The sequence below is a fragment of the Brevibacterium renqingii genome (assembly GCF_017808105.1).
Lineage (GTDB): Bacteria > Actinomycetota > Actinomycetes > Actinomycetales > Brevibacteriaceae > Brevibacterium > Brevibacterium renqingii.
In genome coordinates this window covers 169,464-192,864 of sequence record NZ_JADBHF010000006.1, presented here as the reverse complement: position 1 = coordinate 192,864, position 23,401 = coordinate 169,464, and the positions used below count along the sequence as shown (strand labels likewise).

The following is a 23,401-nucleotide window of genomic DNA, read 5'->3' as shown; positions in this document are numbered from 1 at the left end:
GTCGGCAGGCCTCACGAGCGATGCCCGCCGGCCGGTCAGCAGAGAAGGCGATTACCAGCGGTAGTGGGCGAAGGCCTTGTTGGATTCCGCCATCTTGTGAGTGTCCTCGCGGCGCTTGACTGCGGCACCGAGGCCGTTTGCGGCGTCGAGGATCTCGTTCATGAGCCGTTCGGTCATGGTCTTCTCACGACGCTGACGGGCGTAGCCCACCAGCCACCGCAGAGCCAGGGTGGTCGAACGAGTCGGGCGAACATCGACCGGCACCTGATAGGTCGCACCGCCGACTCGGCGGGAGCGCACCTCGAGGGACGGACGGATGTTGTCGAGAGCCTTCTTCAGGTTGACAACGGGATCGTTGCCGTTCTTCTCGCGCGTGCCCTCGAGGGCACCGTAGACGATCCGCTCTGCGGTCGAGCGCTTGCCGTCGAGCAGGATCTTGTTGATCAGCTGCGTGACGAGCGGTGAACTGAAGACCGGGTCGACGACGATCGGTCGCTTGGGTGCAGGACCTTTGCGTGGCATTACTTCTTCTCCCTCTTCGCACCGTACTTGCTGCGGGCCTGCTGACGGCCCTTGACGCCCTGGGTGTCGAGCGAACCGCGAACGATCCGGTAGCGGACACCGGGCAGATCCTTGACGCGGCCACCGCGCACGAGCACGATCGAGTGCTCCTGCAGGTTGTGTCCCTCGCCCGGAATGTAGGCGGTCACCTCGATCTGGCTCGAAAGCTTTACACGAGCGACCTTGCGAAGAGCCGAGTTCGGCTTCTTTGGGGTGGTGGTGTACACACGGGTGCACACTCCGCGACGCTGCGGGCTGCCCTTGAGGGCAGGAGCGTCGGATCCTGCTGAATTGACATGCCGTCCCTTGCGGACGAGCTGCTGGATTGTCGGCACTAAGCGTTCTCCATTTGCTTCTCGATAGACCTAATTCCCAATTCCGGCCACAACCGCAGTCGTCTCTGTGAACCGTGGGACATATCCGACTGAACACCGGGTGAAGCTTGGCTCCCGATGCCAGTAACCACGCGAGTCATCGACCCCTGCGCTCGGGTGTGTCGTATTGACATGGAGCGGCAGAACCGACGTCACGGCGGCCCGCATCGTCGAATTCTCACAGGGGGTCCGAGTCTCACAGAACACTCGGCAGGATCGTCCGACGACGCAGATAACACAATCAGTCGCTTTACAGAATATCTCTCTTCTGCACATCTGGTCAAAATGGCGAAGAACCACCCTACCCCACCCGGCCCTGCGGATCGAGCACCACTGCCCCGCCCCGGGGCCGCCTCGGCGCGCGGACAGGCGCTTTCCTTGACTGATTCAAAAGAAGCAGGCATTCTGGACATGTGAACGAGACCAAACACGGACACGAAGAGGACCCTGCCACAGCTCTGCGGCAGACCTCCCTGCGTGTGACGAAACAGCGGGTCGCAGTGCTCGAGGCCGTACGGGTCCACCCGCATGCCGATACCGAGACCGTCATCCGCTCCGTCCGGGAGACGTTGCCCGCAGTCTCCCACCAGGCTGTCTACGACTCGCTCCACACCCTCACCGAGGTGGGGCTCGTCCGCTGCATCCAACCTTCCGGTTCGGTTGCTCGGTACGAGCGGCGGATCGGGGACAATCACCACCACCTGGTGTGTCGCTCGTGCGGTCTCATCGTCGATGTCGACTGCACGGTCGGTCAGGCCCCCTGTCTGACTCCGTCCCATGATGCGGGCTTCGTCATCGAACAGGCCGAAGTGACCTTCTGGGGCCTGTGCCCCGACTGTGCGGTCTCCGGCGCTGCGATGGTCGGTGACGACCACCGCTCGGCCGTGTGAGCCCGAGGCTCGTTCATATTCCATCCGTCTTCTTCCGAGGACACCTCTATGCCCTCTTTTCGAGGTCAGCCTTTGTCGTCAACCGAGTCGCCGAAGCCGACTCGACTGTGAAAGGAACACGATGATGCACACGACCACCGGCGGCTGCCCTGTCGCCCATACGAGCAAGGAGCCGGCGACGGCGCCGGATTCCGAGCAGCTGGTCAACCCCGTTCAGGGCGACGCCAACGCACAGTGGTGGCCGAACCGTCTCAACCTCAAGATCCTCGCGAAGGGTCAGCCCGCGCGCGATCCCATGGACCCCGACTTCGATTACGAAGCCGAGTTCAACAGCCTCGACTACTTCCAGCTCAAGGCCGATATCGAACAGCTGCAGAAGACGAATCAGGAATGGTGGTCCGCTGACTTCGGCAACTACGGCCCCTTCATGATCCGCATGGCCTGGCACTCAGCCGGCACATACCGCGTGCAGGACGGACGCGGCGGCGGAGGCGAAGGTCAGCAGCGTTTCGCTCCGCTGAATTCCTGGCCCGACAACGTTCTGCTGGACAAAGCCCGACGGCTGCTGTGGCCGGTGAAGAAGAAATACGGCAAGAAGATCTCCTGGGCCGACCTGTTCATCCTCGCCGGCAACGTCGGTCTCGAACAGATGGGCTTCAAGCCCTTCGGCTTCGCCGGCGGTCGTGACGATGTCTGGGAGCCGGACAACGATGTGTACTGGGGTTCGGAGTCCGAATGGTTGGGCACCGACAAGCGCTATGCCGGAAACCGCGAGCTGCAGAAGCCGCTGGCCGCGACCACCATGGGGCTCATCTACGTCAACCCCGAAGGGCCCGAGGGCGAACCGGACCCGCTCAAGGCGGCCATCGATATCCGCGAGACCTTCGCGCGGATGGCGATGAACGACGAGGAGACGGTCGCCCTCATCGCCGGTGGCCACACCTTCGGCAAGACCCATGGTGCGGCGCCCGAGTCCCACAAGGGGGCCGACCCCGAGGCTGCCCCCTTCGAGGAGCAGGGTCTGGGCTGGCGCAGCGATTTCGGCTCCGGCCAGGGCAATGACACCGTCGGCAGCGGCATCGAGGTGACCTGGACCTACCACCCCACGCGCTGGGACAACGAGTTCTTCCATATCCTCTTCGCCTATGAGTGGGAGGTCTTCGAGAACGAGGCCGGACACCTGCAGTGGCGACCCATCGACGGCGGCGGAGACGATATGGTCCCGATGGCCCAGGGCAGCGGACGCCGCGAACCCCGCATGCTCACGACCGACCTGTCGCTGCGCTTCGATCCGATCTACGAGAAGATCTCACGCCGCTTCAAGGACGATCAGAAGGCGTTCGAGGACGCTTTCGCCCGCGCCTGGTTCAAGCTCACCCACCGCGACATGGGCCCGGCCACCCGCTACCTCGGCCCCGAGGTCCCCAGCGAGGAGCTCATCTGGCAGGACCCGGTTCCGGCCGGCACCCCGCTCGACGACAGCGCTCTGGAGGCTGTCAAGGCCGCGGTCCGCGACTCGGGTCTGACGGTCTCGCAGCTCGTGTCGACAACGTGGGCCGCGGCCTCCTCGCACCGCGTCTCGGACAAGCGCGGCGGCGTCAACGGCGGCCGCCTCCGTCTCGAGCCGCAGCGCAGCTGGGAGGTCAATGAGCCTGCCGAGCTCGACCAGGTGCTTCCCGTGCTCGAGGGCATCGCAGAGCAGACCGGTGCATCGTTCGCCGATGTTCTGGCCATCGCAGGTGCCGTCGGAGTCGAGACCGCGGCCAAGGCCGCCGGCCATGAGATCACCGTGCCCGTCACCACCGGACGCGGAGACGCAACTCAGGAGCAGACGGATGTGGATTCCTTCAGCTTCCTCGAGCCCACCCACGACGGCTTCCGCAACTACCTCACCGAGGATCTGCCGCTCAAGGCCGAGTACCTGCTGCTCGACCGCGCCAGCCTGCTCGGACTCACTCCTCCGGAGATGACTGTGCTCATCGGTGGGCTGCGGGTCCTGGGCGTCAACTTCGACGGCTCCGAACTCGGTGTCTTCACCGACCGTCCGGGCGAGCTGACGAATGACTTCTTCGTCAACCTCCTCGAACTCGGCAACACGTGGAAGCCCGTCGGCCCATCGGAGACCGCCGATGTCTACGAGTGCTTCTCCCCCTCCGGTGAGAAGCTGTGGACCGGCAGCCGGATCGATCTCCTCTTCGGAGCGAACTCCGAGCTGCGCGCCATCGCCGAGGTCTACGGATCCGATGACGCCGGTGAGAAGTTCGTCGCCGACTTCGTCAAGGTCTGGACCAAGCTCGTCGAAGCCGACCGCTACGATCTCCACCGCTGAGGTTGTGCCCGCAGCTCAGCGCGATGTCACCCGCACCGGCTGAGCTCTGAGGTCTCCGAGGAGAAGACAGGTGCCCCCACCGTTCGCGGTGGGGGCATCTGCGTACTCGATTCGGGCCGCTGGGTCCTCGGTTCGGGCCGTTAGGTTCTGCGGAGACCGAACCGGCTGCGTGCCGGACACCCACCCGCGATACGGGGTTCCCGCTACACTGGCTTCATGCCCCATGACGATTCCCCGCCGCCTCCGGCTCGGCGCATCCGCGCCTCCGACAAGGACCGCGATGCCGTGCTCGGGGTCATCACCGAGGCCGTCTCCTCCGGTCGTCTCGATCCGAACGAGACCGCCGAGCGGCAGGACGAAGCCATCTCGGCGAAATTCCTCGACGAACTGATCCCGCTCATCGAAGATCTGCCGGAGGGACACGAACTCCTCCGCGCACTGCAGCGACAGACCGGGCAAGGCGGAGCCCCGGGCACCGCTGTGACTCGGAGCGGGTCGAACGTGCCGGGGCCCTTGGCCGATCCCGGCTCAGCGTCTCCGATGAATTCCGTGGCGGTTCTCTCCGGCCGCGAGGTCGATGTTCCTCCGGGGACCGCAGCGGTGACCACCTATGCGCTCATGGGCGGGGACGACATCGACCTCTGCGATGTGATGGGACCCGATGTGACGGTCGAGCTCGCGAGCTACGCGATGTGGGCGGGGCATAACATCTTCGTCCCGCCGGGTGTGCGCATCCGCGATGAGACGATCAACATCATGGCCGGCAACGAGATCCGCGCGTCGGCCAAGGGAGACGGGTCCAATGGGATACTCGTCCTCAAGGGCTTCTCACTCATGGCCGGACACGATGTGCGGCTTGCCAAAGGCTACCGAGCAAAGGATCAGGGACAACTGGAATGAAGATCGGCGTACTCACCTCGGGTGGAGACTGCCCGGGTCTCAATGCAGTCATCCGCGGCATCGTCCGCAAGGGAATCCGCACCCACAATGCCTCATTCGTCGGCATCCGCGACGGCTGGCGCGGACTGCTCGATGATGACATGTTCGACATGTCGATGCTCGACGTCCGCGGCCTCTCCGGACGCGGCGGCACGATCCTCGGCACGTCCCGCACCCATCCCTATGAAGGCGGCGGACCCGATCGGATGCGCGAGGTCATGGCGGCTCACGACATCGATTCGCTCATCGCCATCGGCGGCGAAGGTACTCTCGCAGGTGCCTCTCGGCTGGTCCATGAGGAGGGTCTTCATATCGTCGGAGTGCCCAAGACCATCGACAACGATCTCGGCAACACGGACTACACCTTCGGCTTCGACACCGCCCAGTCCATTGCCACCGAGGCGATCGATCGGCTGCGCACCACGGCCGAATCCCATCATCGATGCATGGTCATCGAAGTCATGGGCCGCAATGTCGGGTGGATCGCCCTGCACGCAGGAATGGCAGCCGGTGCACATGCGATCCTCATGCCCGAGTTCCCCGTCTCCTTCGACCAGATCGCCGCCTGGGTGACCTCGGCGAGAGAACGCGGACGCGCACCCATCGTCGTCGTTGCCGAAGGCTTCATCCCTGAGGGGCTCGACTCACAGATCGCTGACCAGGGTGTCGACAACAAGGGACGGACCCGCCTCGGCGGGATCGCGAATCATCTGGCGCCGAAGATCGAGGAGATCACAGGCATCGAGACCCGTGCCACAATCCTCGGACACCTGCAGAGAGGCGGCTCCCCCACTGCCTACGACAGGGTCCTGTCGACCCGGCTGGGGATGGCGGCCGCCGATCTGGCCCAGCACGGTCACTGGGGCAAGATGGCCAGCCTCAAGGGCACCGACATCGTCTCCGTCGAGATGTCTTCGGCCGTCGACAGCCTCAAATCGGTGCCTCTGCACCGGTGGGAAGAGGCACAGGTCCTCTTCGGCTGAGCCCTTCGCCCGAGAGAACGGCGCGGAAACACCTGGCAATGACAGGAGGGGCACCCACCAGATGGTGAGTGCCCCTCCTGTCTGCCTGCCGGCTCGGGATCAGCGGGTCAGCTGAAGGCTCCGTAGTCGTAGTCCTCCAGCGGGATGGCGGAGCCAGAATCGGCTCCGATGCCCGCGTAGAAGTCGCCGTAGCTGTTGGTGAACATCTCGGCCTTGGCCTCTTCGGTCGGCTCCACCACGATGTTGCGGTGGGTCTGCAGGCCGGTGCCCGCAGGGATGAGCTTACCGAGGATGACGTTCTCCTTCAGACCCATGAGCGTATCCGACTTGCCTTCCATGGCCGCCTCGGTGAGGACGCGGGTGGTCTCCTGGAAGGACGCGGCCGACAGCCACGATTCGGTCGCCAGCGAAGCCTTCGTGATGCCCATGAGCTCGTCACGTGCCGATGCCGGCTGGCCGCCCTCGGCGACCACACGGCGGTTCTCCGCCTGGTAGCGGCCACGGTCGACGAGCTCGCCGGGCAGCAGGTTCGTGTCGCCCGACTCGATCACGGTCACGCGACGCAGCATCTGCCGCACGATGACCTCGATGTGCTTGTCGTGGATGCCCACGCCCTGCGAACGGTAGACCTTCTGGACCTCCTCGACGAGGAAGCGCTCGGCCTCGCGACGACCGCGGATGCGCAGGACCTGCTTCGGGTCGACCGCACCGACGATGAGCTGCTCGCCGGCCTTGACGTGCTGTCCGTCCTCGACGAGGAGACGGGCGCGCTTGGAGACTGCGTGCTCGATCTCGTCGCTGCCGTCATCAGGTGTGATGATGACGAAGCGGGTCTTGCGGCTGTCGTCGATCTTCGCCCGACCGGTCGCCTCGGCGATGGGGGCGAAGCCCTTCGGTGTGCGGGCTTCGAAGAGCTCGGTCACACGGGGCAGACCCTGGGTGATGTCACCCGAGGACGCAGCGGCACCACCGGTGTGGAAGGTCCGCATCGTCAGCTGGGTGCCGGGCTCACCGATCGACTGGGCAGCGACGGTGCCGATGGCCTCGCCGATGTCCACGAGCTTGCCGGTCGCCATGGAGCGGCCGTAGTGCTCGGCGGAGATCTGCGTATCCGAATCCGCGGTCAGCACCGAGTGGACCTTGATCTCCTCGATCCCGGCGGCCACGAGAGCGTCGACAGTCGCAGCGGTGACATCGGACTTCGCGGGAACGATGACATTGCCCTCGGCGTCGGTGACGTCGTTGACGGTGAGTCGACCGTAGACGCTGGTCTCCGCGTACTCGTGCGGGACGAGGTTGCCCTCGTGATCGCGTTCGGCGACCGGCAGGGTGATGCCCTTGTTCGAATCGGCGTCGGCGGTGCGGATGATGACGTCCTGCGACACATCGACAAGACGACGCGTCAGGTAACCGGAGTCAGCGGTACGCAGAGCGGTGTCGGCCAGACCCTTACGAGCACCGTGCGAGGCGATGAAGTACTCCAGCACCGCCAGACCCTCACGGTAGTTCGACACGATCGGACGAGGGATGATCTCACCCTTCGGGTTCGTCACCAGACCGCGCATACCGGCCAGCTGACGCACCTGCATCCAGTTGCCGGAGGCACCGGATTCGACCAGACGCAGCACCGAGTTCTCCTCGGGGAAGTTCGTGCGCATGATCTGGTCGACCTTCTCGGTCGTCTCGGTCCAGAGCTTGACGAGCTCGTTGCGGCGCTCGTCATCTGTGAGCGCACCGAGTTCGTACTGCTGCTGGACCTTCGTGTCGATGGCCTCGGCGTCGTCGAGGATCTCGGCCTTAGCCTCGGGCGAGACGACATCGGACATGGCGATGGTGATGCCCGAACGGGTGGCCCAGTAGAAGCCGCCGGACTTGAAGTTGTCCAGCGTGTGGGCGACCTCGACCTTCGGGTACTCCTCGGCGAGGTGGTTGACGATCCGGCTCAAGGCCTTCTTGTCGATCGTCGAGTTCACGAAGGTGTAGTCGGCAGGCAGGTATTCGTTGAACTGCGCGCGACCCAGGGTGGTCTGCACATCCAGCGGATCACCGGCTTCCCAGCCCTCGGGCAGGTCCATGTCCGCCCCGGGAACGACGTTCTCCAGACGGATGGTCACCGGCGAACCGAGATCGAGCTCACCGCGGTCGAAGGCCATGATGGCTTCGCCCATACCGGAGAAGGAACGTCCCTCACCGGCCAGTCCCTTGCGCTCGGAGGTGAGGTGGAACAGACCGATGATCATGTCCTGTGAGGGCATGGTCACGGGCTTGCCGTCCGAGGGCTTGAGGATGTTGTTGGCCGAGAGCATGAGGATGCGGGCCTCGGCCTGCGCCTCGGGACTCAGCGGCAGGTGCACGGCCATCTGGTCACCGTCGAAGTCGGCGTTGAACGCCGAGCACACGAGCGGGTGCAGCTGGATGGCCTTGCCCTCGATGAGCTGGGGTTCGAAGGCCTGGATGCCCAGACGGTGCAGGGTCGGTGCGCGGTTGAGCAGCACCGGGTGTTCGGTGATGACCTCTTCGAGGACGTCCCACACCTGCGGGTGCTGGCGCTCGACCATGCGCTTGGCCGACTTGATGTTCTGCGCATGGTTGAGATCGACCAGGCGCTTCATCACGAAGGGCTTGAACAGTTCCAGGGCCATGGTCTTGGGCAGACCGGCCTGGTGCAGGTGCAGCTGCGGACCGACGACGATGACCGAGCGGCCCGAGTAGTCCACGCGCTTACCGAGGAGGTTCTGACGGAAGCGTCCCTGCTTGCCCTTGAGCATGTCCGACAGCGACTTGAGCGGCCGGTTGCCCGGTCCGGTCACCGGGCGTCCGCGACGACCGTTGTCGAACAGCGAGTCCACGGCCTCCTGCAGCATCCGCTTCTCGTTGTTGACGATGATCTCGGGAGCGCCGAGGTCGAGCAGACGCTTGAGTCGGTTGTTGCGGTTGATGACGCGACGGTAGAGGTCGTTGAGATCCGAGGTCGCGAAGCGGCCGCCGTCGAGCTGCACCATCGGTCGCAGCTCGGGCGGGATCACCGGCACGACGTCGAGGACCATGCCCTCGGGGTTGTTGTCGGTGGTCAGGAACGCGTTGACGACCTTGAGGCGCTTGAGCGCACGGGTCTTGCGCTGCCCCTTGCCCGTGGCGATCAGCTCACGCAGCTTCTCGGCTTCGGCCTCGAGGTCGAAGTCGATGAGACGCTTCTGGATCGCCTCGGCGCCCATGGCGCCGGTGAAGTAGAGACCGAAGCGATGGAACATCTCGCGGTACAGGCTCTCGTCGCCTTCGAGGTCGTTGACCTTGAGGTTCTTGAACCGGTCCCACACCTGCTCGATACGGTCGACCTCGCGGTCGGCGTTCTTGCGCAGCTTGTCCATTTCCTTCTCGGCGGTGTCGCGCAGCTTCTTCTTGGCCTGGGCGGTGCCGCCGTCGGCCTCGAGCGCGGCGAGATCCTCTTCGAGCTTCTTGGCACGACGGTCGATGTCGGCGTCACGGCGGGTGCCGATCTGCTGCTTCTCGACGTCGATCTTGTTCTGCAGGCTGGGCAGATCACGGTGACGGGAGTCCTCGTCGACCGAGGTGATCATGTAGGCCGCGAAGTAGATGACCTTCTCAAGATCCTTCGGGGCCAGGTCCAGCAGGTACCCCAGACGGGAGGGAACGCCCTTGAAGTACCAGATGTGGGTCACGGCAGCGGCGAGTTCGATGTGGCCCATGCGCTCACGGCGCACCTTGGCACGGGTGACCTCGACACCGCAGCGTTCGCAGATGATGCCCTTGAAGCGGACGCGCTTGTACTTTCCACAGGCGCACTCCCAGTCGCGAGTGGGGCCGAAGATCTTCTCGCAGAAGAGTCCGTCCTTCTCCGGCTTCAGGGTCCGGTAGTTGATGGTCTCAGGCTTTTTCACCTCACCGTGTGACCAGCCGCGGATGTTCTCCGCGGTGGCAAGACCGATGCGCAGTTCATCAAAGAAATTGACGTCAGGCACGTAAATCCTCTTTCCTGGCGATGAACGTCTCGTTCATCAAAAAGTTGTGTCGGTTGAAGTGGAAGTCCTCAGACTTCTTCTACGGTCTGTGCTTCGCGGCGGGACAGGTCGATGCCGAGCTCTTCAGCTGCACGGTAGACTTCGTCCTCCGATTCGCCCATCTCGACCTGGCCTCCGTCGGAAGACAGGACTTCGACGTTGAGGCACAGGGACTGCATCTCCTTGATGAGGACCTTGAACGACTCGGGGATTCCCGGATCGGGCAGGTTCTCGCCCTTGACGATGGCTTCGTAGACCTTCACACGGCCCGGGATGTCATCGGACTTGATCGTCAGAAGCTCCTGCAGGGTGTAGGCGGCGCCGTAGGCCTCGAGGGCCCAGACTTCCATCTCACCGAAGCGCTGACCACCGAACTGTGCCTTACCACCGAGCGGCTGCTGGGTGATCATCGAGTACGGTCCGGTCGAACGCGCGTGGATCTTGTCGTCGACGAGGTGGTGGAGCTTGAGCATGTACATGTAGCCGACCGAGATCGGGTACGGGAACGGCTCACCGGAGCGGCCGTCGAACAGCTGAGCCTTGCCCGAGGAGTCGATGAGACGGTCCCCATCGCGGTTCGGGGTGGTCGAATCCAGCAGTCCGCGCAGCTCCTGCTCGTGCGCACCGTCGAAGACCGGGGTGGCCAGGTTGGTGCCGGCCTCGGCCTCGCGGGCCGCCGTCGGCAGCTCCGCCGCCCACTCGGGGTTGCCCTCGATCTTCCAACCCTGCTTCGAGATCCATCCGAGGTGGACCTCGAAGACCTGACCGATGTTCATACGACGCGGCACACCGTGCGGGTTGAGGATGACGTCGACGGGGGTGCCGTCGGCGAGGAACGGCATGTCCTCGACAGGCAGGATCGTCGAGATGACGCCCTTGTTGCCGTGACGGCCGGCCATCTTGTCACCGATGGTGATCTTGCGGCGCTGGGCCACGTAGACGCGGACCATCTGGTTGACGCCGGGCGAGAGCTCGTCATCGTCCTCACGGTCGAAGACGCGGACGCCGATGACGGTGCCGATCTCGCCGTGGGGAACGCGCAGCGAGGTATCGCGGACCTCGCGGGACTTCTCACCGAAGATCGCGCGGAGCAGGCGCTCCTCCGGGGTCAGCTCGGTCTCACCCTTCGGGGTGACCTTGCCGACGAGGATGTCTCCGTCGGTGACCTCGGCGCCGATGCGGATGATGCCGCGATCGTCGAGATCGGCCAGGGCGTCGGGAGAGATGTTCGGAATGTCCCGCGTGATCTCCTCGGCACCGAGCTTGGTGTCGCGGGCGTCGACCTCGTGCTCCTCGATGTGGATCGAGGACAGGACATCGTCCTGGACGAGGCGCTGGGAGAGGATGATCGCATCCTCGAAGTTGTAGCCTTCCCAGGACATGAACGCCACGAGGAGGTTCTTGCCCAGAGCCATCTCACCGTTCTCGGTGGACGGTCCGTCGGCGAGGACGGAACCGGCTTCGACGCGGTCCCCCTCGTCGACGAGGATGCGCTGGTTGTACGAGGTGCCGTGGTTCGAACGCTTGAACTTCGAAGCCTTGTAGGTCATCTGGGTTCCGTCGTCGGCGAGCACCGTGACATAGTCCGCGGAGACCTCGGTGATGACACCGGACTTCTCGGCGGTGATGACATCACCGGCGTCGACTGCGGCACGATACTCCATGCCGGTGCCCACGACCGGGGACTCCGCCATCACCAGCGGCACGGCCTGGCGCTGCATGTTCGCCCCCATGAGGGCGCGGTTGGCATCGTCGTGCTCGAGGAACGGGATGAGAGCTGAAGCCACTGACACCATCTGACGTGCGGAGACGTCCATGAAGTCGATCTGGTCGTACTGGACCAGCTCGGCTTCGCCGCCGCCGCCCTTCGGACGGGCCAGAACCTCGACCTCGGCGAAACGATGCTCTTCGGTCAGCGGCGCGTTGGCCTGCGCGATGTTGAAGTCGAGTTCGTCATCGGCGGTCAGGTACTGGGTGTCATCGGTGACGACACCGTCGACGACCTTGCGGTAGGGCGTTTCGATGAAGCCGAACGGATTGATGCGGGCGTAGGAGGCCAGCGAACCGATGAGGCCGATGTTCGGACCTTCGGGGGTCTCGATCGGGCACATACGGCCGTAGTGGGAGGGGTGGACGTCGCGGACTTCCATGGCGGCGCGGTCACGCGAGAGACCGCCGGGGCCCAGCGCGGAGAGGCGGCGCTTGTGGGTCAGACCCGCGAGCGGGTTGTTCTGATCCATGAACTGGCTCAGCTGGGAGGTGCCGAAGAACTCCTTGATCGCAGCCACCACCGGGCGGATGTTGATCAGCGTCTGCGGCGTGATCGCCTCGACGTCCTGCGTGGTCATGCGCTCACGCACAACGCGCTCCATGCGCGACAGACCCGTGCGGATCTGGTTCTCGATGAGCTCACCGACCGCGCGGATGCGGCGGTTGCCGAAGTGGTCGATGTCGTCGAGCTTGACGCTGAGTTCGACCTCTTCGCCGTCCCGGGTGCCCTTGGCGGTCTCCACTCCGGCGTGTAGGGACACGAGGTAGCGGATGGTGGCCACGATGTCATCGGTCGAGAGCACCGAATCCGACAGCGGAGCCTCGACACCGAGCTTGCGGTTGAGCTTGTAGCGGCCGACCTTGGCCAGGTCGTAGCGCTTCGGGTTGAAGTACAGGTTGTTGAGCAGGTTGCGAGCGGCCTCGGCGGTCGCCGGCTCTGCCGGGCGCAGCTTCTTGTAGATGTCGAGCAGCGCCTCGTCCTGCGTGCTCACGGTGTCCTTGGCCATCGTCTCGCGGATGGACTCGAACTCGCCGAACTCCTCGAGGATCTTCGCCTCGCTCCAGCCGAGGGCCTTGAGGAGGACGGTCACGGACTGCTTGCGCTTGCGGTCGAGGCGGACGCCGACCTGGTCGCGCTTGTCGACCTCGAACTCCAGCCAAGCACCGCGGGAGGGGATGATCTTCGCAGTGAAGATGTCCTTGTCCGTGGTCTTGTCGACGCTCGATTCGAAGTAGGCGCCCGGTGAGCGGACGAGCTGTGAGACGACGACGCGTTCGGTGCCGTTGACGATGAACGTGCCCTTGTCGGTCATCAGGGGGAAGTCACCCATGAACACGGTCTGGCTCTTGATCTCGCCCGTGTTGTTGTTCATGAACTCGGCGGTGACGTACAGCGGCGCCGAGTAGGTCATGTCGCGTTCCTTGCACTCGTCGATCGAGTACTTGGGCGATTCGAACCGATGCTCGCGGAACGACAGCGACATGGATCCGCCGAAGTCTTCGATCGGCGAGATCTCTTCGAAGATGTCCTCGAGTCCGGAGGTGGTCGCGACGGAGTCGTCTCCGATTTCGATGGCCTCGGCGACGCGGTCCTGCCACGCCTCCGATCCGATCAGCCAGTCGAAGCTGTCCGTCTGCAGACCGAGCAGATCGGGAACCTCGAGGGGCTCGCGAATCTTCGCGAAGGAAATTCTCTGGGGGGGATTAGCGGTCCTGGTGTTGTCGTTGGCGGCGGCCAATTGGTTCCTTCCGAGTGCTTCACCATCTGATACTTCGTCTGCCCACTCGTCTTCGCTTCGACGACCCGCGGGTGTGTCGGATTTCGACTCCCGGCGTCGACGTGGTTCACTTGAGTGGAAATGACGTGCCCACCGCTATATGAAGGCACACCACAGGCAGAACGATGCAAATATCAAGCTTATAGCATCAGGTCAAGTCACGCAAGGATCTTCTTCCACAGGCCGACCCAGCCCACGACTTCGAACCCTGCCCGCTCGTTGATCGCCAGCATCCACGAGTTCTCCGCCGCGTTCCACGTGTAGACGCGTTCGACCTCCGATCCCTCCAGCAGCGCCGCATGGTTGGAGCTCTTCAGCCTCGCACCCAAACCGTGGCCGCGATGCTCGCGGACGACGAGCGTGGCGCCCTGAAAGGCCACATGGGGTCGCTGGGCATAGCTGACGACCTCGGTGAAGCCGACGCCCTCACCGTCGTGGAGGGCCAGCGCCGTCTGCGTCCGCCCTCCTGCCTGCTCCCGGTCCGCTTCGAGCGCCCGAACCCGCGCGGGGTTCCAGATCTCCTCGTCCTGGAGATCCGCTGCGCCCGGCACATCTGTCGACATCCTCTGCCTCAGCAGGGCGATGGACTGCACGTGCTCGTGCGGGGCCGGGCCCGCCCAAGTGCGGATGACATATCCGTCGTCTGCTCCGACTCGGTCCCCGACTCCGGCCGCCGACCGCTCCGTCTCCCCCAGCCGGGTCGCCCGGTTGCCTGGCGAGCTGCCCACGCTGCCTGGCGAGCTGCCCTGTGCGCCTGACGTACTGTCCTGGATGTTCGCGACGGAGCACCGCTCGAGCTGTTGGAGACCGTAACCACGCCGAAGGGCGAAAGCGACCTCGGCTCGTTCGGCCGGAAGACTGCCGGTGCCGGCGGCCGCGGCGATCCTGGGTCTGCGCGGATCAGCGTCGAAGTCCGCAGCGGGAACTTCGCACCACGCGTTCAGCCGCGTCCTCCCGGCATCTCCCAGGTGGCGTTCCATGACCGTGAGCAGCTCGGTTCCCAGCCCCGAGCGCCTCCGTTCGGGCAGGACGCCCGCGTAGACATCGGCGACATCGGTGTTGTCCTGCAGACTGAGATACGCGCCGGCCTTGGCCACGAGCCTGCCGTCGACGCGACCCAGCCAGATCTCGTGCGATGTGAATTCGTCGGTGCGCACGAGTTTGCTGCGCACCGACCCGGGAAGAGGGTCGAAGTCCTCTCCGTATCCGAGAGCGCGGTTGATCCTCCGGTCGAAGTCGACGATCTCGTCGAGCAGCACGTCGACTGCCGGATCAGCGAGGGCGCCGGCGCGGATATGTGTGATCTCCATCGATCCCCTCATTCGCAGAGCAGCTGATGAATGCGATCCTAGCCGCCGAGCCCGGGCGCCGACAGTGATCGGAGTCAGCTCCGTCCTGCCCCGGTTCGCTCGCGGCGCCCGATCTCATGCCCCTAGAATCATCGCATGACGACAATCAGCGTGCTCAGCTCCGATCCGGCCGCCGTCAACTGCGGGATCATCACCGGCAGCACGAGCAGCCTCATCGTCGATGCCGGACCATGCCCGGATGCGGGCAGACGTCTCGCCGACCGCGCGGCCCGACTCCGCGGCCGATCCCCCGCCGCGACAGAGATCGATCTGGTCATCACCCACGATCATTGGGACCACTGGTTCGGGGCCGCCGCGCTGCTCGCAGCGGGAGCGGGCCGGGCCTTCGCCTCGAGCAGCTTCGCCACCGATCAGGAGGGCAGCGCATGGCTCGCCCTCGATGCTCTTCGCCACGACCCCGCCACAGCCGAGTTCGCCGCGCAGCTGCCCGTCGATCCCGGTGAGCTCTTCGTCGACGTGACGCCGGTCGCACCGTCCTCGTCGGGACCGGCCGAGGTCGACCTCGGCGGCTGCCGGGCCGAGTTCCATGTCCTCGAAGGGCATTCGACAGCCGATCTCGTCGTCCGTCTGCCCGACCTCGGTGTCGTCTTCGTCGGCGATCTCATCGAGGAGGGCGACGCCCCGCAGGCGGGTGCGGATGCCTCGCTCAGCCACTGGACGAACAGTCTTCGCACGGTCCTCGACTTCGCGGAGGCGACGACATTCGTCCCGGGGCACGGAGTGCCCGTGGACCGCAGATTCGTGCAGCGTCAGCTCGCAGACATCGATGGGATGCGACTTCACCAGGACGACGCCGAGGTGGCCCTGCCCGCACGGACGATGCCCGGTGATCATGATCGTCGCGTGCCCCGAGAGCTCAGGCTTCTCTGAGCGGCGATCCTCGATCGCATCCTCAGCGGGGCGGCTGCGATTTGAGAGCCGTGACGAGATCTCCGCCGATGGCGCCGAAGAGGGTCTCCGCCCACACACTGGCACCCTCGACATACGGCCGGTCCCCATCGAAGATCCACTGCAGGTCTCTGCCGTCCCGCAGATCGCTCTCGCAGACCGAGCACACCGGAACACGCGCCGCCTGCGATCCGACCGACACCGGCGAGGTCGTCTCCGCTTCACCATGCAGCGGGTTGACCGTGCACAGGCTCTCGGGCCGACTCGTCCGCGATGAGCGGCTGCGGCCTGCCAGTCTGATCTCGCGGCGCGCCTGCCGCAGCAGCACCATGGCCCCGGCGAGGTCGATGCGTTCGGCCGATTCGTCATCGACGATCACCCTCGCCTCGTGATAGGCGTCGAAGGCCTTCTCGACCTGACTGAGCTCGGCCGAGCTGAGATCATCGGTGCGCAGCTGATCCAGGGAGGAAGCCAACTCGGTGGCTTCAGAGCCGATGTCCTCGCGCAGCGCGCTGCGTTGCAGATGATCGACTCTGTGCAGCAGTGAACTGGGCAGTCGGAACCGTTCCCGGCGGCGCGACTCGGCCGCTTTGGCCCGTAGCGTGCGGAAGAGGAAGATCCCACCGATGACCAGCGCCAGGACGAGGATCGAGCCGCCCAGGAACAGTGGGGCGAAGCTGCCGCTGCCGGTGTCCTGGACCACGTCGCTGCCCGGCTGCTTCTGTTCGGCGACGGTGTCGCCGGATTCGACGTGTTCCTGCGGATGCTCGTAGAAATCGAGGAGCACATTGAGTTTCGACACCGACGGGGTGGAAGTGCTCCAGGCATCATAAGCGTTGAGCTGCTGATCCATGACTTCCATCTTCTTCTCGTGGTGTGCGTCGGTGAAGTATGTGTCGACCGCGATGCCGGTGCCGTCGTCGATCATGACGAATGCGCCTTCTGAGCCGGTGAAGACCTTGACCTGCTGGAGCAGGTCTCGGTCGACGCTGCCGTGCTCGGATTCCACTGCGATGACGTAGACATCGAAGTCGAGGTCCTTGACCGTGGCTTCGGCCTTGTCGACGAGACGACCGTCCAGGGTGTCCGCAACTGCGGGGTCGATATAGAAGGGATCGGTCTTCAGCGCTTGGGCGATCTGTTGTGCGTCCACGTCGTTCTGGCTCATTTCCTCTGCTGCTGGGTCTGTGGCAGGCCGTCCTCAGGGAACTGGCGCCTGCGGCACCAGCTGCGGACACCGAGGACCCCGCCCACGGCCAGTCCGCCGCCGATGATCAGGCCGATTCCCGCTCCGCCCACTGCCGAGCCGGTGGTGTAGCGGAGTGTCCTCGGGTCCTCCTCATCCTCCTCATGGACGACGATCGGATTCCCGCTGGGATCGAACGAGGCGCCATAGCCGAAGTCCTCCTCCTCGACCGGCGCGGCGGCCAGCGCCCGGGCGAAGGACAACCCGGACTGCGACAGGGAGTCGTCGTCGACGGTGCCGGGACGCCTGTCGATATCCCGGGAGATCCCCTTGTTCGCCACCGCCTCCCGGTTGCTCGCGATCACCAGAACCGTGGCCTCGTCATCGGGCACCTCGGCGATGATGCGATTGGCCAACAGGTCCGCTTGCCCATCGGCGTCGTCGAGTTCTGTGGCAGCCAGGAATGCCACGTAGAGCGGTGGGTCGCTTGCGTCGATCTCATCGTGGATGCCTGCGATGTCCTCGTCGCGCATCTCGAAGGCGAGGTAATCGTCGATCCAGACCGGATCCTCCTCGAAGGAGCGGGCGATCTCCTGGTATCGCGAACGATCGTAATCGGCATCGTACTGGCTCTCGATGCGGTCCGAATAGATGCTGTCGACCTGCGGCCGGTCGCTGTCGGCTTCCGCGATGCGGGCATCTTTGGCCTCGTCGAACAGGGAGATGCTGTACATCGTCGACCCGATGGCGACGATGATGAAGAGCAGAAGCGCGATCCCGGCCCTCACCGGACCGGGACCGTCTCCAGCGGGTTTCCTCCTGCCTGCCGTGCGCTGATTCATCACGGCCTCTCCCCCATCGTTCCCGCCGCCTTCGGGGCCCTGGCCAGAATCGCCGTCTCGAGTGCTTGGAAGCTGCCGAATCCACTGGTCGCGTAGGCATCATCACGGAGGAAATAGGGTACAGGTCTGACTCTCTTCGCTCCGGGACGTTTGGGCACCATCAAGGTCACAGGATCGTGACCGGTGGTCAGGTCGTCGCGGCACGCGTCGCAGGCGTTGACCGTCAGCGCAGTGGACTTCTGCTTCCAGACGACCGGTTCGATGCTGCCGGTGTGACTGGGCAGGAAGAAGCAGAACAGCGGCTCCTCGACATCCTCGCGGCCGCGGAGGGCACGGCGGATCCACTTGTCGCTTCGGCTCAGACAGTGGACCGCCATCCGGTGGGAGAAATCCTCGGAGTCGGCCCAATTGGGATGGGCCTGAGAGATCGCGGCGACCGCGTTCTGGACGCGGCGACCGCGATCGTACATCTGCCACAGGCCGTCCTCAGCAGCGTAGGGCTCGGGCAGCGGCTCGCTGATGTGCGCGACCCGCGAACGCAGATCGAAGTGCTTCGTCAGCTCCGGTGCCGTCGTCAAACCGGCTCTCCACGCGTAGCGCCTTCTTCGTGCGAGCAGCCAGGTGGTCAGCCCCGCGGCGACAAGCGCAGTCGCTCCCATGACCAGGACATCGGGGGGCCCTTCGTCGAGATCCCATTTCTCGATGTAGTCCTCGTTGGACTGACCGACGTCCTTCGGATCGAATTGCGGAGGGCCAGGTGCCGGTGCGCCGCCGGCCGCTGCGAGGAGGATCTGCATCTGATAGGGCACATTGAGTTCCACCGGGAGGAAGTCGTCGGATGCCGATCTCGTCAGGCCCCCTCCTCCTCGGGGGACGATCGGTCCGAGGTCGGAGACCAGATACGGCCATGATCTGGAGCCGCCGCCTGCTGTGGCGAAGAGAACGAGAACCTGTTCGGCGTCGCGGCTCTCGTACATCGTCTGGGCCAGATTCGAGGTGACTCTGCCCCAGTCCTCGAGATTGCCTGGGCCGTCCGGCTGGTCAGGGAGGACGGCGATGAAATAGGGCAGATCGGACTCGGCCGCCTCGCTGGAAGCGTGTTCGATGCTGTCGAGCTGGTTGCGGCTCAGACCGTCTTCGATGACGGGCTCGATGAAGAGCGGATCCTTCGCCCAGGCCTCCTGCAGACGAGAACGCAGGTGGGTGAGCAGCTCGTCTTCAGTGGTCGTGGTCGAGGTCACCCGACAAGAGTAGTAGGTTTGCGCGGAGATTCACAGCACACCCGCGTCGGCTCCGAACGGGGGCGGGGAAGCGAAGAACCCCCACAGCCGCAGCTGTGGGGGTTCGAAGCTTCGACAGCGGTCAGACCGCTGCCGGTGGGATCACTTGAGGGTGACGGTCGCGCCGGCAGCCTCGAGGGTCTCCTTGGCCTTCTCGGCGTCTTCCTTCGAAGCGCCTTCGAGGACGGCCTTGGGAGCTCCGTCGACGAGGTCCTTGGCTTCCTTGAGTCCGAGGGAGGTGAGTCCACGGACTTCCTTGATGACGGGAACCTTCTTCTCGCCGGCCGATTCGAGGATGACGTCGAACTCGGTCTGCTCTTCAGCAGCAGCGGCCTCTCCGCCTCCGGCGGCAGGGGCGACTGCGACGGCGGCGGCCGGGGCGGCAGCCTCGACGTCGAATTCCTCTTCGAACTTCTTGACGAACTCGGAGAGTTCGATGAGGGTGAGCTCCTTGAAAGCTTCGATGAGCTCGTCGGTGGTGAGCTTAGCCATGGTGGCTAGTCCTTCCTGTGATGGTCACTGACAGTGACCGGGTTTGATGGGTGTGATGCTCCGGCATCAGGAAGCAGGAGTGTCGTCCTGCTTCTCGCGGAGGGCATCGACAGTGCGCGCGGCCTTGACCAGCGGAGCGGTGAACAGGTAAGCCGCCTGGTGGAGGCTTGCCTTCATGGCACCGGCTGCCTTTGCAAGCAGCACTTCGCGGGATTCGAGGTCGGCGAGCTGGTTGACCTGCTCGGCGCTGAGAGCGGCTCCATCGAAGTAACCGCCCTTCACCACGAGCTGGGAGTTCGCCTTGGCAAAGTTACGCAGAGCCTTGGCAGCCTCAGGGGGTTCGCCGTTGACGAACGCGATCGCGGTGGGCCCGTTGAGGTGCTCATCGAGACCGGTGACTCCGGCTTCCTTGGCTGCAATCTTGGTCAGCGTGTTCTTTACCACGGCGTAGCTGACGTTCTCACCGAGAGAAACGCGCAGTTCTTTCATCTGCGCGACGGTGAGACCGCGGTACTCGGTCAGCAACACAGCGTCGGAGTTCTCAAACTGCTGTTTGATCTCCTCGACTGCGGCTGCCTTGTCTGGCCTCGCCATGGTGTTCCTTTCATAAGTCGTCCGGTCTGTCCCGACAACAGAAAAAGCGCTCCACGCAGGAAGGCGTGAAACGCTTGGCCGCCGATTCCGAAAGGAATCCAGCGGAAGTATCTCGAGCTCACCTGCGTGGGACACTCACTGGGAGTCTTCGCCCGCGGGCACCTGAATCCGATGGCGAATCCAGGTGGAACCGCAGAGACCGACGGTCTTGGGTGTGTTCAGTCTAGCCAACCCCGTCGCGCCAAGTCCAATCCCGCCCCGAGATCCCCACCACACCTCTCCCCCACAGCATCTGACGGCGGCTCTGGTGCCACGCGCGTGGCACCAGAGCCGCCGTCAGACAGCAGCGAGGTCAGTATTCGATGACGACGCGGCCGTCGATCTTGCCGTGGACCATCTCGTCGAAGATCGCGTTGATGTCCTCGAGCGGCCTCTTCGTGAACGTCGGACGGATCTTCCCGGCGGCATAGAATTCGAGCGCCTCGACCATGTCCTGCCGGGTGCCGACGATCGAGCCGCGGATCGTCAGTCCCTTGAGCACGATGTCGAAGATCGGTGCGGGGAAGTCGCCCGGAGGCAGACCGTTGAAGACGATCGTCCCACCTCGGCGGGTCATGTTGATGGCCTGACCGAAGGCCGCCGGGTGCACCGCCGTGACGAGGACTCCGTGCGAGCCGCCGATCTCGGACTGGATGATCTCGGCCGGATCCTCGGCGAAGGCGTTGACGGTGATCTCCGCCCCGTGCTTCTTCGCCAGCGCGAGTTTGTCATCGGCGACGTCGACGGCGACGACACGCATACCCATCGCCACCGCATACTGCACGGCGATGTGACCGAGCCCGCCGATGCCGGAGATGACGACCCACTGTCCCGGCTTGACCTCAGTGCGCTTGAGTCCTTTGTAGACGGTGACTCCGGCGCACAGGACCGGAGCGATCTCATAGGGATCGGAGCCTTCGGGGATGATCGCCGCGAACTTCGTGTCCACGAGCATGTACTCGCCGAAGGAGCCGTTGGTGCCGTAGCCGCCGTTGACCTGCCGCTCGCACAGGGTCTCCCAGCCCTGGCGGCAGTGCTCGCAGGTTCCGCAGGCGCTCCACAGCCATGCATTGCCGATCATCTGCCCGACCTCGACGTCGGTGACGCCTTCGCCGACCTTCTCGACGATGCCCACGCCCTCGTGGCCCGGGATGAGAGGGACCTTGGGCTTGACCGGCCAGTCGCCCTGCGCCGCATGGAGATCGGTATGGCAGACCCCCGAGGCGATGAGCTTGACGAGGGCCTGGCCCGGCCCGGGTTCGGGAATGTCGCTGTCGGTGACGGTGAGCTCCTTGCCGAGCTCTTCGACGATCGCTGCCTTCATTTCGGACATCATTCGCTCCTTTGTGACGATGTGGGGTTTCCTGATCATGCGGGGTTTGAGATCGCAGCGGCGGGCAGAATGTTGCTGCCGCCTCCGGAGTCGGTGCCGGACGGGACCCGGCACCGCTCGGTGAATCGAATCGCTCAGAAGAATCCCTGTGCGTTCTCCGAATAGCTGACTAGCAGGTTCTTCGTCTGTTGGTAGTGGTCGAGCATCATCTTGTGGTTCTCGCGTCCGATGCCCGAGGCCTTGTAGCCGCCGAAGGCCGCATGCGCCGGGTAGGCGTGATAGTTGTTGACCCACACGCGTCCGGCTTGGATGTCCCTGCCCGCGCGGTAGGCGGTGTTGCCGTCGCGCGACCAGACACCGGCACCGAGGCCGTAGAGGGTGTCGTTGGCCGTGGTCAGGGCATCGTCGTAGCCCGAGAAGGTCGCGACCGAGACGACGGGCCCGAAGATCTCCTCTTGGAAGATGCGCATCGAGTTCGTGCCCTTGAAGATCGTCGGCTGGACGTAGAAGCCGCCGGCGAGCTCGCCGTCGAGCTCGGCCCGGCCACCGCCGGTGAGCACCTCGGCGCCCTCCTGCCGACCGATGTCGAGGTAGGACATGATCTTCTCGAACTGATCGTTCGAGGCTTGGGCGCCCATCATGGTGTCGGTGTCGAGGGGATTGCCCTGGACGATCTTCTTGGTCCTGGCCACAGCCGCCTCGAGGAACGGATCGGCGATCGCGTCCTGGATGAGAGCACGGGACGGGCATGTACAGACTTCGCCCTGGTTGAGCGCGAACATCGTGAAGCCCTCCAGGGCCTTGTCCGCGAACGCATCGTCTTTCGCCAGCACATCCTCGAAGAAGATGTTCGGCGACTTGCCGCCGAGCTCGAGGGTCACCGGGATGATGTTCTGCGAGGCGTACTGCATGATCAGACGACCCGTCGTCGTCTCACCGGTGAACGCGATCTTCGAGATCCGCTTGTTCGAGGCCAAGGGCTTGCCGGCCTCGAGGCCGAAGCCGTTGACGACGTTGAGCACGCCGTCGGGCAGCAGGTCGGCGATGAGTTCGACGAGCACGAGGATCGAGGCCGGCGTCTGCTCGGCCGGCTTGAGGACGATCGCGTTGCCGGCGGCCAGTGCCGGAGCCATCTTCCACACGCCCATGAGGATCGGAAAGTTCCAGGGAATGATCTGGCCGACCACGCCGAGGGGCTCATGGAAGTGATAAGCCACGGTGTCGTCGTCGATCTGGGACAGTCCGCCCTCCTGGGCGCGGATGGCTCCGGCGAAATAGCGGAAGTGGTCGACGGCCAACGGCAGATCCGCATTGAGAGGTTCACGGATCGCTTTGCCGTTGTCCCAGGTCTCGGCCACAGCGAGCAGCTCGAGGTTCTCCTCGATGCGGTCGGCGATCCTGTTGAGGATGTTCGCCCGTTCGGCCACCGGAGTCTTGCCCCAGGACGGAGCGGCCTTGTGTGCGGCGTCGAGGGCGAGTTCGATGTCGGCGGAGGTGCTGGCAGGAACCTCGGTGAAGGCCTGTCCGGTGACCGGGGTGGGGTTCGCGAAATAGTTTCCGTCGACCGGCGGCACCCACTGCCCTCCGATGAAGTTCTCGTAGCGGGACTTGAAGGTGACGAGCGACCCGTCCTGACCTGGCTGTGCGTAGACAGTCATTGCAACTCCTTTGATGCGTCTGCTTCCACCGGATGTTCTCCGTGTGGTCACGACCCTACCGAGGGCAACGTTGCAA

The 23,401-nt window shown here is 64.5% G+C and carries 17 protein-coding genes; 5 read left to right on the top strand and 12 right to left on the bottom strand.

What is annotated here, in order from left to right; translation table 11 throughout:
- Positions 1-51 precede the first annotated feature (51 nt).
- Positions 52-522: a 30S ribosomal protein S7 gene (gene rpsG, locus IHE57_RS08200; protein ID WP_209325774.1), complete on the bottom strand. Its 471-nt coding sequence runs from the start codon at positions 520-522 to the stop codon at positions 52-54.
- Positions 522-896, bottom strand: a complete 375-nt coding sequence (gene rpsL / locus IHE57_RS08195) for a 30S ribosomal protein S12 (protein ID WP_092015674.1) — start codon at positions 894-896, stop codon at positions 522-524. The genes rpsG and rpsL overlap by 1 nt, the downstream gene beginning before the upstream one ends.
- Before the next feature lie 452 nt (positions 897-1,348).
- Between rpsL and IHE57_RS08190 the strand changes: the two genes are divergently transcribed.
- The 4 genes from IHE57_RS08190 (at position 1,349) to IHE57_RS08175 (ending at position 6,076) form a co-directional block, all read left to right on the top strand.
- Positions 1,349-1,825 (top strand): Fur family transcriptional regulator, encoded by a 477-nt coding sequence (locus IHE57_RS08190; RefSeq protein ID WP_209325775.1) that lies wholly within the window; start codon positions 1,349-1,351, stop codon positions 1,823-1,825.
- A 121-nt stretch (positions 1,826-1,946) separates the two neighbouring features.
- Complete coding sequence (gene katG / locus IHE57_RS08185; protein ID WP_209372360.1) at positions 1,947-4,154, top strand: catalase/peroxidase HPI; 2,208 nt, start codon at positions 1,947-1,949, stop codon at positions 4,152-4,154.
- 216 nt (positions 4,155-4,370) lie between these two features.
- A complete protein-coding gene (locus tag IHE57_RS08180; protein ID WP_209372349.1) occupies positions 4,371-5,054 on the top strand; it encodes a DUF1707 SHOCT-like domain-containing protein in 684 nt (227 codons plus the stop codon).
- Positions 5,051-6,076 (top strand): ATP-dependent 6-phosphofructokinase, encoded by a 1,026-nt coding sequence (locus IHE57_RS08175; protein WP_209372347.1) that lies wholly within the window; start codon positions 5,051-5,053, stop codon positions 6,074-6,076. The genes IHE57_RS08180 and IHE57_RS08175 overlap by 4 nt, the downstream gene beginning before the upstream one ends.
- 107 nt (positions 6,077-6,183) lie before the next feature.
- Here IHE57_RS08175 and IHE57_RS08170 read toward each other — a convergent pair whose 3' ends face one another.
- The 3 genes from IHE57_RS08170 to IHE57_RS08160 form a co-directional block, all read right to left on the bottom strand.
- Positions 6,184-10,056 carry a DNA-directed RNA polymerase subunit beta' gene (locus tag IHE57_RS08170; protein WP_209325779.1) on the bottom strand — a complete coding sequence of 1,291 codons (3,873 nt, stop codon included), beginning with the start codon at positions 10,054-10,056 and terminating at the stop codon, positions 6,184-6,186.
- Between the two features lie 68 nt (positions 10,057-10,124).
- Positions 10,125-13,604, bottom strand: a complete 3,480-nt coding sequence (gene rpoB / locus IHE57_RS08165; protein WP_209325780.1) for a DNA-directed RNA polymerase subunit beta — start codon at positions 13,602-13,604, stop codon at positions 10,125-10,127.
- Between the two features lie 197 nt (positions 13,605-13,801).
- Entirely contained in the window at positions 13,802-14,953 is a 1,152-nt protein-coding gene (locus IHE57_RS08160; protein WP_209372345.1) for a GNAT family N-acetyltransferase, read from the bottom strand.
- A 135-nt stretch (positions 14,954-15,088) separates the two neighbouring features.
- Between IHE57_RS08160 and IHE57_RS08155 the strand changes: the two genes are divergently transcribed.
- Positions 15,089-15,883, top strand: a complete 795-nt coding sequence (locus IHE57_RS08155) for an MBL fold metallo-hydrolase (RefSeq protein WP_209372343.1) — start codon at positions 15,089-15,091, stop codon at positions 15,881-15,883.
- 22 nt (positions 15,884-15,905) lie between these two features.
- Here the strand turns inward: IHE57_RS08155 and IHE57_RS08150 are convergent, their stop codons facing one another.
- The 7 genes from IHE57_RS08150 to exaC all read right to left on the bottom strand — a co-directional run bounded on the left by IHE57_RS08150 (position 15,906) and on the right by exaC (position 23,325).
- Positions 15,906-17,054 carry a hypothetical protein gene (locus tag IHE57_RS08150; protein WP_366933902.1) on the bottom strand — a complete coding sequence of 383 codons (1,149 nt, stop codon included), beginning with the start codon at positions 17,052-17,054 and terminating at the stop codon, positions 15,906-15,908.
- A gap of 11 nt (positions 17,055-17,065) precedes the next feature.
- Positions 17,066-17,929, bottom strand: a complete 864-nt coding sequence (locus tag IHE57_RS08145; protein ID WP_209372339.1) for a hypothetical protein — start codon at positions 17,927-17,929, stop codon at positions 17,066-17,068.
- A complete protein-coding gene (locus IHE57_RS08140) occupies positions 17,929-19,170 on the bottom strand; it encodes a hypothetical protein (protein WP_209372337.1) in 1,242 nt (413 codons plus the stop codon). Before IHE57_RS08140 ends, IHE57_RS08145 begins: the two co-directional genes overlap by 1 nt.
- A gap of 141 nt (positions 19,171-19,311) precedes the next feature.
- Positions 19,312-19,701: a 50S ribosomal protein L7/L12 gene (rplL, locus tag IHE57_RS08135; RefSeq protein WP_209325786.1), complete on the bottom strand. Its 390-nt coding sequence runs from the start codon at positions 19,699-19,701 to the stop codon at positions 19,312-19,314.
- A 66-nt stretch (positions 19,702-19,767) separates the two neighbouring features.
- Positions 19,768-20,295 (bottom strand): 50S ribosomal protein L10, encoded by a 528-nt coding sequence (gene rplJ / locus IHE57_RS08130; protein WP_209325787.1) that lies wholly within the window; start codon positions 20,293-20,295, stop codon positions 19,768-19,770.
- A 352-nt stretch (positions 20,296-20,647) separates the two neighbouring features.
- Positions 20,648-21,667 (bottom strand): alcohol dehydrogenase AdhP, encoded by a 1,020-nt coding sequence (gene adhP, locus IHE57_RS08125; protein WP_209372335.1) that lies wholly within the window; start codon positions 21,665-21,667, stop codon positions 20,648-20,650.
- Between the two features lie 134 nt (positions 21,668-21,801).
- The gene (exaC, locus tag IHE57_RS08120) at positions 21,802-23,325 is read right to left on the bottom strand and encodes an acetaldehyde dehydrogenase ExaC (RefSeq protein WP_209372333.1); all 1,524 of its coding nucleotides are present in this window, start codon (positions 23,323-23,325) and stop codon (positions 21,802-21,804) included.
- Between the last annotated feature and the right edge of the window lie 76 nt (positions 23,326-23,401).